This is a genomic window from Ruminococcus sp. MSJ-25, from assembly GCF_018917825.1.
Lineage (GTDB): Bacteria > Bacillota > Clostridia > Oscillospirales > Ruminococcaceae > Hominimerdicola > Hominimerdicola aceti.
On sequence record NZ_JAHLPI010000015.1, the window covers coordinates 1 to 14,165 of the forward strand.

13 protein-coding genes and 2 pseudogenes are annotated in these 14,165 nt (G+C 44.4%); 4 read left to right on the forward strand and 11 right to left on the reverse strand.

Annotated features, from left to right (window positions below):
* From KQH97_RS05095 to dusB, 11 genes and pseudogenes are all read right to left on the reverse strand, one after another.
* Positions 1-236: pseudogene (locus KQH97_RS05095) on the reverse strand (IS1182 family transposase); the annotation flags it as partial.
* 180 nt (positions 237-416) lie between these two features.
* Positions 417-689, reverse strand: a pseudogene (locus KQH97_RS05100) (cell wall hydrolase); the annotation flags it as partial.
* A gap of 62 nt (positions 690-751) precedes the next feature.
* Positions 752-1,747: a diacylglycerol kinase family protein gene (locus KQH97_RS05105; protein WP_216553148.1), complete on the reverse strand. Its 996-nt coding sequence runs from the start codon at positions 1,745-1,747 to the stop codon at positions 752-754.
* Positions 1,748-2,072: 325 nt separating this feature from the next.
* The gene (gene polA / locus KQH97_RS05110) at positions 2,073-4,628 is read right to left on the reverse strand and encodes a DNA polymerase I (RefSeq protein WP_216553151.1); all 2,556 of its coding nucleotides are present in this window, start codon (positions 4,626-4,628) and stop codon (positions 2,073-2,075) included.
* Complete coding sequence (locus KQH97_RS05115; protein ID WP_216553154.1) at positions 4,625-5,185, reverse strand: transposase; 561 nt, start codon at positions 5,183-5,185, stop codon at positions 4,625-4,627. The genes polA and KQH97_RS05115 overlap by 4 nt, the downstream gene beginning before the upstream one ends.
* A gap of 4 nt (positions 5,186-5,189) precedes the next feature.
* Positions 5,190-6,206, reverse strand: a complete 1,017-nt coding sequence (gene tsaD, locus KQH97_RS05120; protein ID WP_216553156.1) for a tRNA (adenosine(37)-N6)-threonylcarbamoyltransferase complex transferase subunit TsaD — start codon at positions 6,204-6,206, stop codon at positions 5,190-5,192.
* A gap of 163 nt (positions 6,207-6,369) precedes the next feature.
* Positions 6,370-7,083: a tRNA1(Val) (adenine(37)-N6)-methyltransferase gene (locus KQH97_RS05125; protein ID WP_117927319.1), complete on the reverse strand. Its 714-nt coding sequence runs from the start codon at positions 7,081-7,083 to the stop codon at positions 6,370-6,372.
* A complete protein-coding gene (rimI, locus tag KQH97_RS05130) occupies positions 7,073-7,534 on the reverse strand; it encodes a ribosomal protein S18-alanine N-acetyltransferase (protein ID WP_367614656.1) in 462 nt (153 codons plus the stop codon). The genes KQH97_RS05125 and rimI overlap by 11 nt, the downstream gene beginning before the upstream one ends.
* A gap of 1 nt (position 7,535) precedes the next feature.
* Entirely contained in the window at positions 7,536-8,159 is a 624-nt protein-coding gene (locus KQH97_RS05135) for a class I SAM-dependent methyltransferase (protein ID WP_117897134.1), read from the reverse strand.
* Positions 8,160-8,262: 103 nt separating this feature from the next.
* Positions 8,263-9,087 (reverse strand): 16S rRNA (cytidine(1402)-2'-O)-methyltransferase, encoded by an 825-nt coding sequence (rsmI, locus tag KQH97_RS05140; RefSeq protein ID WP_216553159.1) that lies wholly within the window; start codon positions 9,085-9,087, stop codon positions 8,263-8,265.
* 3 nt (positions 9,088-9,090) lie between these two features.
* The gene (gene dusB, locus KQH97_RS05145) at positions 9,091-10,071 is read right to left on the reverse strand and encodes a tRNA dihydrouridine synthase DusB (protein WP_216553162.1); all 981 of its coding nucleotides are present in this window, start codon (positions 10,069-10,071) and stop codon (positions 9,091-9,093) included.
* Positions 10,072-10,273: 202 nt separating this feature from the next.
* Here dusB and KQH97_RS05150 point away from each other — a divergent pair, with 202 nt between their 5' ends.
* From KQH97_RS05150 to KQH97_RS05165, 4 genes are all read left to right on the forward strand, one after another.
* A complete protein-coding gene (locus tag KQH97_RS05150; RefSeq protein WP_046439559.1) occupies positions 10,274-11,659 on the forward strand; it encodes a glycine--tRNA ligase in 1,386 nt (461 codons plus the stop codon).
* Positions 11,660-11,802: 143 nt separating this feature from the next.
* On the forward strand, positions 11,803-12,591 hold the full coding sequence (locus KQH97_RS05155) for a TatD family hydrolase (protein WP_367614660.1): 789 nt from the start codon (positions 11,803-11,805) through the stop codon (positions 12,589-12,591).
* A gap of 9 nt (positions 12,592-12,600) precedes the next feature.
* Positions 12,601-13,560 (forward strand): glycosyltransferase family 2 protein, encoded by a 960-nt coding sequence (locus tag KQH97_RS05160; RefSeq protein WP_216553165.1) that lies wholly within the window; start codon positions 12,601-12,603, stop codon positions 13,558-13,560.
* A 6-nt stretch (positions 13,561-13,566) separates the two neighbouring features.
* A complete protein-coding gene (locus KQH97_RS05165) occupies positions 13,567-14,124 on the forward strand; it encodes an SseB family protein (protein ID WP_118123783.1) in 558 nt (185 codons plus the stop codon).
* The last annotated feature ends 41 nt before the right edge of the window (positions 14,125-14,165 follow it).

Here is a 14,165-nt window from a genome sequence, read left to right on the forward strand (position 1 = left end):
AATGATTCGTATCCGTTTTCCATAAATGCAAACAGTATTACTTTCAGCAAAGTTTCTTCTTCATATCTTGGACGGCCTGTCCTGCGGTCCTCAGTCGTCAGGTATTTACTCAGGTCAATATGATTCATCACTTCACAAAATGTATATACTGGGTCAGTTGTTTCAATTATTTTTTCAATTTCTACTGGAAATTTTAATTGATATGGTGTATAATATTCTTGTGGTTGGTTATTCATGATACTTTAATTATACCACAAAAAAAGACTGCTGTCTTGCTTTTTGGCAAGATCGCAGCCTTTTTTCTTGGGAACTTTTTTTACAGCCCCCTGTTTCATAGCCCGCTGTATAGGTCTTTCATAATAGTTCTTGGAAAACTTCTATATGAGTACCGTCCTTTTTGCAGGGCGGTCTTTTTTTCACATACAAAACCTATGGCTTCCAATAACCGTCACCGTAGGCTTAGCGTGCATATAAGCGTTTGAAGTCTTAGCAGGATTGTAGTAGTAAACACAGCCATTTGTGGGGTCCCAGCCGTTCAAAGCGTCACGGGCAGCATTGTAAGCGGAAGCGGCAACAGGCTCGTTGAACTGCCCGTCCACCACCGCCGTAAAAGCGCCGTTTTGGTAAATTACCCCCGAAAGCGTGTCAGGGAAAGACGGGTGTTCAATGCGGTTTAAAATCACCGCCCCCTTTTATTTTGTCAAATATCTATTGAAAGGCGGGCGAACAAAGTCCGCCCCTACAAAACAGCTTAATCTTCTATCTCATATTGATCTTCAATGACAACAGGGTGGCCGTCCTCGGTCATTATCATATCCCCTGCACTGCACTGAACAGCCGTTTGCTCTGCGGTTATATCATTGGGTTTGAGTTTGAATCTTATCGCCTGCTTGCAGTTTTCTATCTCAACATATGTATGCTTTCCGCCCGACTCTCCGTCCAGCGTCCAAGGAACTTCATTCACGCTTGTGAATGTGACCCTTGAGGTCTTGAACGTCACAAAATGCTTATCGTTGAGCTTATTAAGCACTGCTTCATTTATGGTGTTGCTCAGCTCGATAGCGTTCTTAGGGGTCTTTACCAAGACCACTTCAAACAGTCCGTCATCAAAGCATACGCCTGATGCGATAAGCTTTTTCATTCCGCCCACTGAGATAGTGTTTGAGATAAGACCCAGTATAAAGCTTCCTTCTATTACCTCGCCGTCATGCTCCACTCTCATCTGCTGACCTGTTATCTTTGACAGTCTTTTTATCCCCTCTGCCACATATGCGGCATGACCAAACTTGTTTTTCATCGTTTGTGAGGTTTCATAAGAAACGTCAGTGAAGGCGCCAAAGCCTGCTACATACACAAAATACTGACCGTTGAACTTACCAACGTCATAATCAAAATACACGCCGTCAACTATCTCCCTTGCGGCATCAAGCATTTTTTTCGGTATGCTCAAAGACTGAGCACAATCATTTGTTGAACCGGCAGGAATATATCCAAGCGGTATTTTCTTATCAAATGTCATCATTGCCTTGACAGCCTCAGACAATGTTCCGTCACCGCCTGATGTGACTATCATGTCATAATCCTGACCGCACTTGCAAAGCTTGTTATAGCCGTCAAGCTTAGCCTGCGTAGGGTATGTGACTACCTCATAGCCGCCCTTTGTAAAAATATCCACAATGTCGCAAAGGTTATCTTTTATCTGTCCCTTGCCAGCATGGGGGTTGAACACAAAAAGCAATTTTTTCATTTTCCCAGCCCCTTTTCGTTTTTCAAATTCCTATTATTCTACTTTTTATCTATCTTTCTTACACACTTTTTACATAGAGAATTATACCACAAATTTCACAAAAGTCAAGTATTATTGCGACAACCGTCAAAAAGTCGTCAACAATCATAAACAAATTGTCAGCCAAACCACGAAGGTGACAAAGATAATAAGAGCAAAACATATAAAATAAGCAATATGGATAAACGGGTGATCGCTGTTCGCCCCTACATATAGAAATCAAGATCATCGCCGCAAGCGATACCTTAATTCCTCACTCCTCACTCCTCATTCCTCACTAAAAAAATCAGTCTTTCGCTTCGTACCAGCTTCTGCCGCTGTTTACGTCCACTGTCATTGGCACAGCAAGCTTTACAGCGTTCTCCATTTCGTCTTTGAGTATCTTTTCAGCTCTATCCTTGTCTTTTTCAGCCGCTTCTATAATAAGCTCGTCATGCACCTGCAAAATAAGCCTTGCGTCAAGATCTTCTTCTCTGAGCTTTTTGTATACTCTTACCATTGCTATCTTGATAATATCAGCCGCCGCACCCTGGATAGGTGCGTTCATTGCCGCCCTCTTTCCAAAAGCCTGCAAGACCTTGTTTGAAGCAGAAAGCTCAGGGATATATCTTCTTCTGCCGAAAAGGGTGGTGACATAGCCGTTTTTTATGCCGTCATCAACTGTCTTGTCCATAAATTCTGATACTTTCGGGAAGTTGTCAAGATAGTTCTTTATATATCTTTTCGCCTCTGCTACCGTTACTCCGATATCTTTCGACAGAGAAAATGCTCCTATGCCATAGATTATACCAAAGTTTACAGCCTTTGCCGCACTTCTCATTTCAGGGGTGAGGAAATCCTCGGGGATATCAAAGACCTGTGCCGCCGTTGAGGTATGGATATCTCTGCCCTCTGAGAAAGCTTCCTGCATATTTTTGTCACCGCACACGGAAGCAAGCACTCTAAGCTCGATCTGGCTGTAGTCAGCGTCAAGAAGAGTATAGCCGTCCTCGGCAACAAAGAATTTACGCATATTCCTGCCTATCTCTTTTCTTACAGGGATATTCTGCATATTAGGCTCGGTGGAGGATATCCTTCCTGTTCTTGTTTCGGTCTGCTTGAAAACAGAATGAACTCTGCCGTCAGGGTGGATAAGCTTCAAAAGTCCGTCAACATAAGTGGAATTAAGCTTTGTGAGTGTGCGGTATTCAACGATAAGAGGCACGATAGGGTGCTTGTCCATAAGGCTTTCAAGAACGTCCGCATTAGTAGAATAGCCCGACTTTGTTTTCTTCTTTGCAGGCAGACCTAAGTCCTCGAAAAGCACCTCCCCAAGCTGTTTTGTGGAAGCTATATTGAACTCCTTGCCTGCATACATATATATCTGCGAGGTAAGCTCGTCTATCTTTATTTTCAAGTCCTCACCGAAAGCCTTTATGCCCTCTGCGTCAGCCTTTACACCGTAAAACTCCATTGAAGCAAGCACTTCGCAAAGTGGCATTTCGATATCGTCAAAAAGCTTTGTCATTTCTGTCATTTCAAGCTGTTTTTTCAGATTTCCACTAAGAGCAGGCAGACTTGAAAGGTCTGCATATTCCCCCATATCAGAGCGGTAAAGGCACTTATATGAAAGACAAAGATTTTCCGCTGTATACTCGCTTGACTGTGAATTGAGAAGATATCCTGCAAGGTCACAGCAGAAAGTTAGGTTTTCAAGGTGAGTGCCATTTGAGAACGCAAACTTATGGGCAGTTTTGCCCTCAAAGGTTATTTTTTCACAGGCTGTTCCCATGAAAGCTGTGATAAGTGCATTGTCCTCGGTGGTGTAGATAACATCGTTACAGAGGATAGAAAGCTTATTGTCGGCAAAGATAAAATATGCTGTTTTGTCCTTGCCGAGAACAGATATAACGCTCTCATCAAGTGGCTTGACCTCAAACTTAGGCAGGTCGGAAAGCTTTAGCTTGCTTTCCTGCACTGCGCTGTCAGCGCTTTCCACAGCTTTTCCGCTAAGACCCAATCTGTCTATAAGGCGCATCATTTCAAGGTCGGCAAGGAGAGCCTTTGTTTTCTCGGTATCGACCTCGCCCAGCTTATAAAACTCTGTAGCTTTCTCAACAGGGGCTTCAAGACATATTTCCGCAAGGAAGCGGCTGTCTATAGCGTCCTGATGACCATTTTCAAGCTTTGTGCGCACAGACGGGGTAAGCTTGATATCTGTGAGGTGTTCATAAAGGGTCTTGACATCGCCCTCCTGCTTGATAAGGGAAAGTGCGGTCTTTTCGCCAATGCCTTTTACACCTGAGATATTGTCTGAGGTATCGCCCATAAGAGCCTTTACCTCGATCATCTGGCGAGGGGTAACACCGTATTCTTCCATTATCCTGTCAGGGGTATATATCTTTGTTTCCTTTGTGGTGGCAAGACGTACTGTCACACGATCGGAAACGAGCTGAAAGCTGTCCCTGTCACCGGTGAGGATATAGCACTCGTTGCCTGAATCTGCGGCGGCTTTTGAGAGCGTACCGAGAATATCGTCTGCTTCATAGCCCTCGCACTGTACTATTTTTATACCAAGGTCGCCCAAAAGCTCTTTTATCACAGGCATCTGCTGAGCAAGCTCCTCAGGCATACCCTTTCGGTTGGCTTTGTATGCGGCATTTGCCTTGTGTCTGAAAGTAGGAGCTTTAAGGTCGAAAGCCACTGCCACGCAGTCAGGCTTTACCTCGCCTATCTCCTTGAGGTAAATATTCATAAACCCCGTAAGGGCATTCGTGAACTGTCCCTTTGAATTTGACAGCAGCTTTATTCCGTAAAAAGCTCTGTTCATTATGCTGTTTCCGTCTATGGCTAGTAGTTTCATTCTAGTCCAAGCACCTCCGCTTTATTGTTCTCATTTCTTGGATTATACTCGTCAACGTCCCACTTGATAGGGTTATTGTGTATGTATTTTGAAATTGCTATATATTCTTTTTCATTTCTGATGATGCGGTCATAATATGAACGCTGAAAAATATTAAATCCAATATCCTTATTTATAAATCTTTTCAACATTGACACATACTGCGGAACTATCTCGTTTGTAGGGGACGGCGCCCTCGACGTCCCGCTGACTCCCACACCGATTTTCAGTATAAAATGGATATGGTTTGGCATTATGACATATTGCAATATCTTTTTGTCATCATAGACGCTGTTTGCTCTGTGGATATTATCTCTGATAATTTTACCAAAGCTTGAAAGATAGACCTTTCCGACAGCGTGTGCGCAACATAACGGGACGTCGGGGGCGCCGTCCCCTACATCTGTTGCCCACAACAACTCGTTTTTATCAATAGTACATATGGTGATGAAGTATAGTCCATTTTTTGAATAATCATAATTGTCAAGTCTTATGATTTTCCTTACGGGTTTATCCATAAGATTATTCCGAAATCTTATCCAGCGACAGCGTTGCAATGCCGTTAAGACTTTCGTCTGCACGCCTGCCTGCCAGATAATCAAAATATCCCTGACAGGCTATCATTGCACCGTTATCGCCGCAGTATTTGAACTCAGGCATATAAAGCTTATAGCCACGCTTGTCACAGGCTTTCTGCAGCTTCTCTCTTACCCCTGAGTTTGCCGAAACGCCGCCTGCAAGCCCTATGGTAGTATACCCAAGATCTTTTGCGGCAAGCATCGCTTTGTCTACAAGAATATCGGATATGGTATTCTGGAACGATGCCGCCATATCGTTCACATTGACAGTTTCGCCCTTTTGTGCGGCATTATGCACAAGGTTTATAACGGCAGTTTTTAGTCCGCTGAAAGAGAAGTCATATTCACTGCCCTGCACCTTTGGGTGAGGGAGCTTATAGGCATTAGGATCACCTGACTTTGCGGCATTGTCGATAAACTTTCCACCAGGATACTCAAAGCCCAATGTTCTCGCTACCTTGTCAAAGCACTCGCCTGCGGCATCATCTCTTGTTCTGCCTATAACATGATATCTTGAATAATCAAGCACCTCTACAATATGTGAATGTCCTCCTGACACGACCAAGCAAAGATAAGGCGGTTTAAGCTCAGGGTGGGAGATATAATTTGCGGCAATGTGTCCTGCGATATGGTGAACAGGCACAAGAGGCTTGCCTGCACTCATGGCAAGACCTTTTGCAAAGCTCACTCCCACGAGAAGTGCGCCGATAAGACCGGGGGCATAGGTCACTGCAACAGCGTTGATATCGTCCATTGTGCAGTTTGCTTCTTCAAGAGCGGCTTTTGTTACCCATGTTATGTTCTCCGCATGGCGGCGTGAGGCTATCTCAGGCACAACTCCACCATAAAGCCTGTGTTCGTCTATCTGACTTGCAACTATATTTGAAAGCACCGTTTTTCCGTCTTCAACAACAGAGCAGGCTGTTTCATCGCAGGAGCTTTCTATTCCTAAAATCTTCATTTTATTACCCTCTTTTTATTTCGTAAATATAAGCATATCATATACATTTAATAAGCAGACAAATTGGAGCAAGCGGGCGAACAGTGTTCGCCCCTACGAAAAAATAATCATCGCCGCAGGCGATACCTTAATTCCTCATTCCTCACTCCTCATTCCTCACTATTCAAGGAAGTCCGTATATCCTCTTCATTTCAGCCGAGTTTCCCCCGTCTGCGGAACGCACATACAGAGGCTTTTCTATCTGTACAAAAGGCTTTCCGCCCTTTTTGCCCTCAACGAGAATAAGCCATGGGGGACACTCCGGGTTTTTGTGAACTGTCCGCAAACGCTTCGGCTCGATGCCGCTGGCTCTCATTGCCGTCATTATATCGCATAGGCGCTCGGGGCGGTTGCATATGCAAAGCCTGCCACCGAATTTCAGATTTTTCTTTGCACATCTGCACACGTCATCAATAGTGCAGAGCATTTCATGCCGTGCGATAGAAACCGCTTCGCTGTCATTCTTCGCACCTGTGTTGTTTATCTTGTAGGGCGGATTGCAGGTTATAAGGTCAAGCTCTTTTTCGCTTCGCCAATCATTCAAGTCGCCCAAAACAGGCTGGATAGTGTCTATTTTCGACCTCTCAAGAGATACTTTAAGCTGTTCGTGAGCCTTTTCCTGTATCTCAACAGCATATATCTTCTGTGGCTTGTAAAATTTGTGCAAAAGAAGCGCTATTATGCCGCTTCCTGTGCAAAGGTCTGCGCAGATATCCTTGTGCCGTCCTGCTGAAAAATCCGCAAGCAGAAAAGCATCAGTACCAAAACGGTGTTCGTCAGATATACATATCTCAATGCCCTCGCCCAAGGACTCAAATGTAAAATCGTTATATGTCATTTATTTCTCCATTTTCAGTGGGTTGAAGTGCCATTAAAACAGCATTTTCCGTGGGGGCGGTGTAGAAATTTTTTCTCATGCCTACCCTCTCAAAGCCCAATTTTTCGTAAAAGCTTATAGCCACAAGGTTTGATTCCCGCACTTCAAGATACCATTTTTCAGCCTTTGCGGCATTGTATGCGCTGTCAAAAAGGGCTTTTGCAATGCCCATTCTGCGAAACTTTTCCAACACGCCTATATTGTTTATCTCAGCTTCTCCGCAGACGCACCACACACTTATAAAGCCTGCGGCTTCGCCATTACAAATGGCAAGAAACGATATATCGTCAGGGTTTGAAAGCTGTTTTTTGTAGGTTTCAAAACTCCAAGCTTCGGGCAGAATTTTCGCCGCAGTTTGTGAAAAAAGCTGTACGTTTTCCTCTGAAAGAGGCACAATGGTCACATCTGCCACCTTATTCGCCCTCTATTTTCGTGCCAACAAGGCAATACGCTTTGCAGTCGCTCAGAATTTTGACTTTTACATCATGGAAGCCACGCTCTCTAGCCATTGAACGCACCTGCTGAGGAGTGAACTTGCCAAAACCTGTGTCGCAGTACGGGAGCTTATCAAGGTAGCCCTTTGTATAGAATGTGCAGATAAAATTGCCGCCGTCTTTGAGAACTCGCCTTACCTCGTCAAGAACTTTTGCGGTGTCCTCCCAGAAATAAATGGTGTTCACAGTGTAAACAGTGTCAAAAAAATCATCATTATAAGGAAGCTCCTCAGCTTTTCCCTGCTGTAAGATCACCTTGTTGGTATTCACTCCGTCACGGTTTTTTCGCTTGGCTTTTTCCACCATATCCGCAGAAATGTCAACGCCATAGAACTTAGCGTTTATATTCTTGCTAAGCTTTTTGATAGTCACGCCGTTTCCAAAGCCTATATCCAATATCCTTGCACCGTCAAGCTTGCAGACAAATTTTTTCACCGCTCTGTAGTGCTCTGCATTGAAAAAATTCATGAATTTTGCACAGGCTATACCGCCCAATCCCTCTGGGTCAGCACACTGTCCGCCTATGTATTCTTTTATGCTCATAAAATCACCTCAAAAAAATCTAAATTGATATATAATACAAATGAGAAAAAACAGGAAATAAACATCGCCGCAGGCGATACCTTAATTCCTCACTCCTCACTCCTCATTTAAACAGGCGTCCGTAAAGCTCCCCCTTAGAAAATCCAGTTGCCTTTGCTATCTCACGGCAGGCGTCTGCTCCACGCATACCCTTTTCCACAAGGGCTTTTACTTGTTCAAGCGCTTCCTCTATATTCTCCGCAGGGCAAAGCTCGTCCTCTTTTGCGCCCTCGATAACAAGCACAAACTCGCCCTTTGGCTTGTTGGCTTCATAATACTCCACAGCCTGCGAAAGGGTGGTGCGGAAAACTTCTTCGTGTATCTTTGTAAGCTCCCTGCAAAGAGATATTTTTCTGTCGCCGAAATATTCCAGCATATCTTTCAAGGTGTAGATGAGCTTGTGGGGCGCTTCATAGAAAATGAGGGTATTGGTGCAGTTTTTCACCGAGGCAAGATGATTTAATCTTTGCTTCTTGGTGGTTGACAAAAAGCCCTCGAACTGAAATCTTGCAGTGTCAAGTCCGCTTATGGCAAGTGCTGATACCACCGCTGACGGACCTGGCACTACCTCCACTTTCACACCGTTTTCAGCGCACAGCTTTACAAGCAGCTCACCAGGGTCTGAAATGCAGGGCATACCGGCGTCTGTGACGATAGCGGCGTTCTCGCCTGCCATTATCCTGTTCAAAATGCTCTCGCCCACCTGCTTTGCATTGTGTTCGTGATAGCTCACAAGTGGCGTTTTTATGTCAAAATAATTGAGAAGCTTTGCGGTAACTCTTGTGTCCTCTGCACAGATAAAATCAGCCTTTTCTAGGGTCTCAACTGCACGGTATGTCATATCTCCAAGGTTGCCTATAGGCGTTCCTACTACGGATAAAATTCCCATTGTTTATTCTCCTAACTCGTTTGCAAGTATGTGGTCTATCATCTCATAAAGGTCAGAAATGGTATTAAGCCCACCGCACTGCGCTCTTAGCCTTGCAGAGCCTTTCAGCCCTTTAACATACCATGCGCAGTTTTTTCTGGCTTCTTTCATGCCCTGACGTTCGCCCTTGTATTTGCATATAAGCTCGCAGTGCTTTTTCATCACTGCCATTTTTTCTTCTATGCTCACCTCAGGAAGCTTTTCCCCTGTTTCAAGATAATGCTTCACGTCACGGAAAACCCATGGTCTGCCGTAGCTTCCTCTGCCTATCATCACAAGGTCACAGCCAGTCTGCTCATACATTGCCTTTGCGCTTTCTCCGTCAACAACGTCACCGTTGCCTATAACGGGTATCTTCACAGCCCCTTTTACCTGCTTTATTATATCCCAATCGGCTTTGCCTGAATAAAACTGCGTTCTTGTTCTGCCGTGACAGGTGACGGCGCTTGCCCCTGCCTGCTCCATGAGCTTTGCGAACTCCACTGCATTTATGCTGTTTTCGTCCCAGCCTGCACGAAATTTCACTGTAACAGGGCAGTTTGCGTTTTTTACCACCTCTCTGCATATCTCTGCCGCAGTGTCAGGAAGCTTCATAAGTGCAGAGCCGCTGCCATTGCCTACTATCTTAGGCACAGGACAGCCCATGTTTATATCAATGATATCAGGGGAATATTCGTTGAGCTTATAAGCCGCTTTTCCCATATAATAAGGGTCTTCCCCAAAAAGCTGCAAGGCATAGGGGCGTTCCTCTTTCTCAATCTCGCAAAGACGTGCAGTCTTTTTGTCGCCAAAGCACAGACCCTTCGAGGATATCATTTCGCTCACAAGATATGAAGCCCCATACTCTTTGCACATAAGGCGATATGATTTATCTGCCACCGACGCCATGGGTGCTAATGCGGCGGTCTTTTCTATTTCAACGTTTCCGATAAAAAAGCTGTTCATCAAGTAAAATTCTCCTAATATGTTCCAATACATAAATAATCATAGCGATACTATTTTATTATAGCACAATGCGTGATTTTTTGCAACGATAAAAAGGCATATAACTACACAAAGTAATAAATCGCTGAAACGCCTTGACATTTGCGGAATTTTGCTATAAAATATAATGGTAGTATTATATTTTGTATAAGGAGAATGTTTCATGAATAATTCTGAAAAAACCATGGATAAGATCGTGGCTCTCTGTAAAAACAGAGGCTTTGTATACCCTGGAAGCGAGATCTACGGTGGTCTTGCAAACACTTGGGACTACGGTCCGCTTGGCGTTGAGCTGAAAACAAACATCAAGAACGCTTGGAGAAAGAAGTTCATTCAGGAGAACAAGTACAACGTTGGTCTTGACTCCGCTATCCTTATGAATCCGCAGACTTGGGTGGCTTCAGGTCACATCGGCGGTTTCTCTGACCCTCTTATGGACTGCAAGGACTGTAAGACACGTCACAGAGCGGACAACCTTATCGAAGATTTCGACGGCACTAACGTTGCAGGCTGGACAAACGAGCAGATGATGGACTACATCAAGGAAAAGCAGATCCCATGCCCGGATTGCGGAAGCCACAACTTCACTGATATCCGTCAGTTCAACCTTATGTTCAAGACATTTCAGGGTGTAACTGAGGACTCAAAGTCTGAGCTTTATCTGCGTCCTGAAACTGCACAGGGCATCTTTGTAAACTTTGCAAATATCCAGAGAACAACAAGAAAGAAAGTACCTTTCGGTGTTGCACAGGTAGGTAAGTCATTCAGAAACGAGATCACTCCGGGTAACTTTATTTTCCGTGTTCGTGAGTTTGAGCAGATGGAGCTTGAGTTCTTCTGCAAGCCTGGCACAGACCTTGAGTGGTTCAACTACTGGAGAGGCTTCTGCAAGGATTGGCTCCTTAGCCTTAACATCAAGGAAGAGAACCTCCGCCTGAGAGATCATTCACCTGAGGAGCTTTGCTTCTATTCAAAGGCTACAACTGACTTTGAATATCTCTTCCCATTTGGCTGGGGCGAGCTTTGGGGCGTTGCCGACAGAACTGATTATGACCTTAATCAGCACATCAAGACAAGCGGCAAGAGCCTTGATTACTTTGACCCTGAAACAAACGAGAGATATGTTCCATACGTTATCGAGCCTTCCCTTGGCGTTGAGAGATTGTTCCTGACAGTTGTTTGCGAAGCATACGACGAGGAAAACATCGGCACAGAAGAGAAGCCTGACGTTAGAACAGTTATGCGTTTCCACCCTGCACTTGCTCCTTTCAAGGCTTGCGTTCTTCCGCTTTCCAAGAAGCTCAGCGAGCAGGCAGGCGAGCTTTATGCAGAGCTTTCAAAGCACTTCCTTGTTGACTATGACGAGGCTGGCTCTATCGGTAAGAGATATCGCCGTCAGGACGAGATCGGTACACCATTCTGCATCACATATGACTTTGATTCTGTTGAGGACGGCTGTGTAACAGTTAGAGACAGAGATACAATGGAGCAGGAGCGTATCAAGATCGACGAGCTGGTAGCTTATATCGAAAAGAAGATAGCTTTCTAGTAAAATAAAGATCTTTGCGGGCGAACGGTTTGTTCGCCCGTTTTTTATGCCCGTTTTTACAATAAAAAGCTTTACAAAATTGGCGAGTTGTGATATAATATGTTTGTATATTTTTACGAAAGGACGTCCTTGCCATAAAAAATATATTTGACTCACATTGTCACTATGACGATCACGCTTTCGATGAGGACAGATACGAAGTCCTTGACAGGCTTCTTTGCGACCCTGACTCTCCTGTAGACAAGGTCTGCCACGCCGCAACGGACGAAAGATCATCTTTGTTCGGCATCGAAACTGCAAAAAAATATGAGAATTTCTATACCTCTGTGGGCTTTCACCCTGAGTGTATGGATACTCTTCCTGAAAATTATATGCAGGTGCTTGACGAGCTTTATTTGAAAGCCTGCTCTACTCACAAGCTTGTTGCTGTTGGTGAGATAGGGCTTGACTATCATTATGAGGGATATGACAAAGAAAGACAGATAAAGCTTTTTGACAAGCAGGTGGAATATGCTGTGAAGAAAAGTCTGCCTGTTATAGTTCACTGCCGTGAAGCCACTCAGGACTGCCTTGACGTGCTGAACAAATATGCGCCGTCAGGTGTAGTTCACTGCTTTTCAGGCTCGGCGGAGACCGCAGAGATAGTGCTTGGGCTTGGTATGTACATCGGGTTTACAGGTGCGCTTGCTTTTAAAAATGCTAAAAAAGCCAGACGTGCTCTTGAAGTTGTCCCAATGGACAGACTTCTTCTTGAAACGGACTGCCCTTACATGGCACCCCCTCCTTACAGAGGACAGAGGTGCGAAAGCCCTATGATAGAAGAAGTGGCAAAGGTCGTGGCTGAGATAAAAAGACTCGATCCGCAGGAAGTGCTTGACATTACAAATAGAAACGCCTGCCACCTGTTCGGGATCGAATATGAGAAAGGATAAGAGAACAAAATGACAGAAACTATGTATGTAGTGATACCATGCTACAATGAGGAACAAATGTTGCCTATCACAGCGAAAGCGCTTATAAAAAAGCTCGACGAGCTGAAGGCAGAAGGTCGTATCGCACAGAACAGCAAGGTCATGTTCGTTGACGACGGCTCAAAGGACAAAACGTGGGAGATAATACAGAAGTTCCACGAAGCAAGCCCTGTTTTCACGGGTCTTAAGCTCTCAAGAAACAAAGGTCATCAGAACGCACTGCTGGCTGGTCTTATGACGGCGAGAAACTATGCTGATATCGTTGTTTCCATGGACGCTGACTTGCAGGACGATATAAACGCTATTGACGGCTTCCTCGATAAGAGGGCAGAGGGCTGTGATATTGTTTACGGCGTTCGTTCATCGAGAGAAAAGGATACCGCTTTCAAGCGTGGAACTGCTCAGGCATATTACAAGCTTTTGGAGCATATGGGCGTTGAGATAACATATAATCACGCTGATTACAGACTTATGAGCAAAAGGGCTATAGACGCTCTGGCAGAGTTTAAGGAAGTAAATCTGTTTCTGAGAGGTCTTGTGCCTATGGTTGGCTTCAAGAGCGACATCGTTAAGTATGTAAGAAACGAGCGTGTGGCGGGCGAATCTAAATATCCGCTGAAAAAAATGCTTTCCTTTGCAGTTGAGGGAATAACCTCACTTTCTGTAAAGCCTATAAGATTTATCACCACTATCGGTATAATAGTATTTTTAGTATCACTTATAATGCTTATATATTTCCTTATAACATGGGCAGTGGGACACACTGTTCAGGGCTGGGCTTCAACTATCACGTCTATATGGGCGATAGGCGGACTTCAGCTTTTGGCTATAGGCATTATCGGAGAGTATATAGGCAAGATCTATTTGGAAACAAAGGCTAGACCTAAATTTATAATCGAAACAAATCTTGAAGAAACAGACAAGGAGTAATTAAAAATGGCAGAACTCAAGGCTAACAATCAGAAACCAAATTTCGACAACAACCCTAAGCTTATAGAAGCTATCGCAGAAATGAGAAAGAATTTCTGTGCCGAAACTCAAAACAAGGTAATAAACACAGCGCTTGCCTGCACATTTCTCGTGCCTGCAATGGTAGAAAAGACAACAGAGCTTGTTGCAGACGCTGAAAATCATGTTAATTTTGAGGACAAGAGCAAGGCTAAGTTCATTCTTCTCAACAACAACAAAACAAACGGCACATTTTTCCCTGTTTTCACTTCCCCAGAGGAAGCTCAGAAGCTCCAGTATGACAAGCCATTCCAGAGCTTTGCAATGAGATTTCAGGATATAGCTGCTCTCACTGAGCAGACGCCAAAGGTACAGGGCTTTGTTGTAAACCCATTTGGCGAGAACCTTCCTTTCACTCAGGAAATGCTGGAATCTATCAAGCAAACTCTCATAAAGGTAGCAAAGGAGAGAAAGGCAGCTAGAGAAGCTGCTGAAAATGGCGAAGCTCCTGACATTGCTGTTACAAACAACGAAACAGCAGAGTAAGATACTTAAGCATATCGGAGGACGGACTGTGTTCGTCCTCT

What these genes read in the sequence shown, in the direction of transcription:
- KQH97_RS05105 (WP_216553148.1), bottom strand. Translation starts at nt 1,747, where the DNA reads ATGAAAAAATTGCTTTTTGTGTTCAACCCCCATGCTGGCAAGGGACAG.
- polA (WP_216553151.1), bottom strand. Translation starts at nt 4,628, where the DNA reads ATGAAACTACTAGCCATAGACGGAAACAGCATAATGAACAGAGCTTTT.
- KQH97_RS05115 (WP_216553154.1), bottom strand. Translation starts at nt 5,185, where the DNA reads ATGGATAAACCCGTAAGGAAAATCATAAGACTTGACAATTATGATTAT.
- tsaD (WP_216553156.1), bottom strand. Translation starts at nt 6,206, where the DNA reads ATGAAGATTTTAGGAATAGAAAGCTCCTGCGATGAAACAGCCTGCTCT.
- KQH97_RS05125 (WP_117927319.1), bottom strand. Translation starts at nt 7,083, where the DNA reads ATGACATATAACGATTTTACATTTGAGTCCTTGGGCGAGGGCATTGAG.
- KQH97_RS05135 (WP_117897134.1), bottom strand. Translation starts at nt 8,159, where the DNA reads ATGAGCATAAAAGAATACATAGGCGGACAGTGTGCTGACCCAGAGGGA.
- rsmI (WP_216553159.1), bottom strand. Translation starts at nt 9,087, where the DNA reads ATGGGAATTTTATCCGTAGTAGGAACGCCTATAGGCAACCTTGGAGAT.
- dusB (WP_216553162.1), bottom strand. Translation starts at nt 10,071, where the DNA reads ATGAACAGCTTTTTTATCGGAAACGTTGAAATAGAAAAGACCGCCGCA.
- KQH97_RS05150 (WP_046439559.1), top strand. Translation starts at nt 10,274, where the DNA reads ATGAATAATTCTGAAAAAACCATGGATAAGATCGTGGCTCTCTGTAAA.
- KQH97_RS05160 (WP_216553165.1), top strand. Translation starts at nt 12,601, where the DNA reads ATGACAGAAACTATGTATGTAGTGATACCATGCTACAATGAGGAACAA.
- KQH97_RS05165 (WP_118123783.1), top strand. Translation starts at nt 13,567, where the DNA reads ATGGCAGAACTCAAGGCTAACAATCAGAAACCAAATTTCGACAACAAC.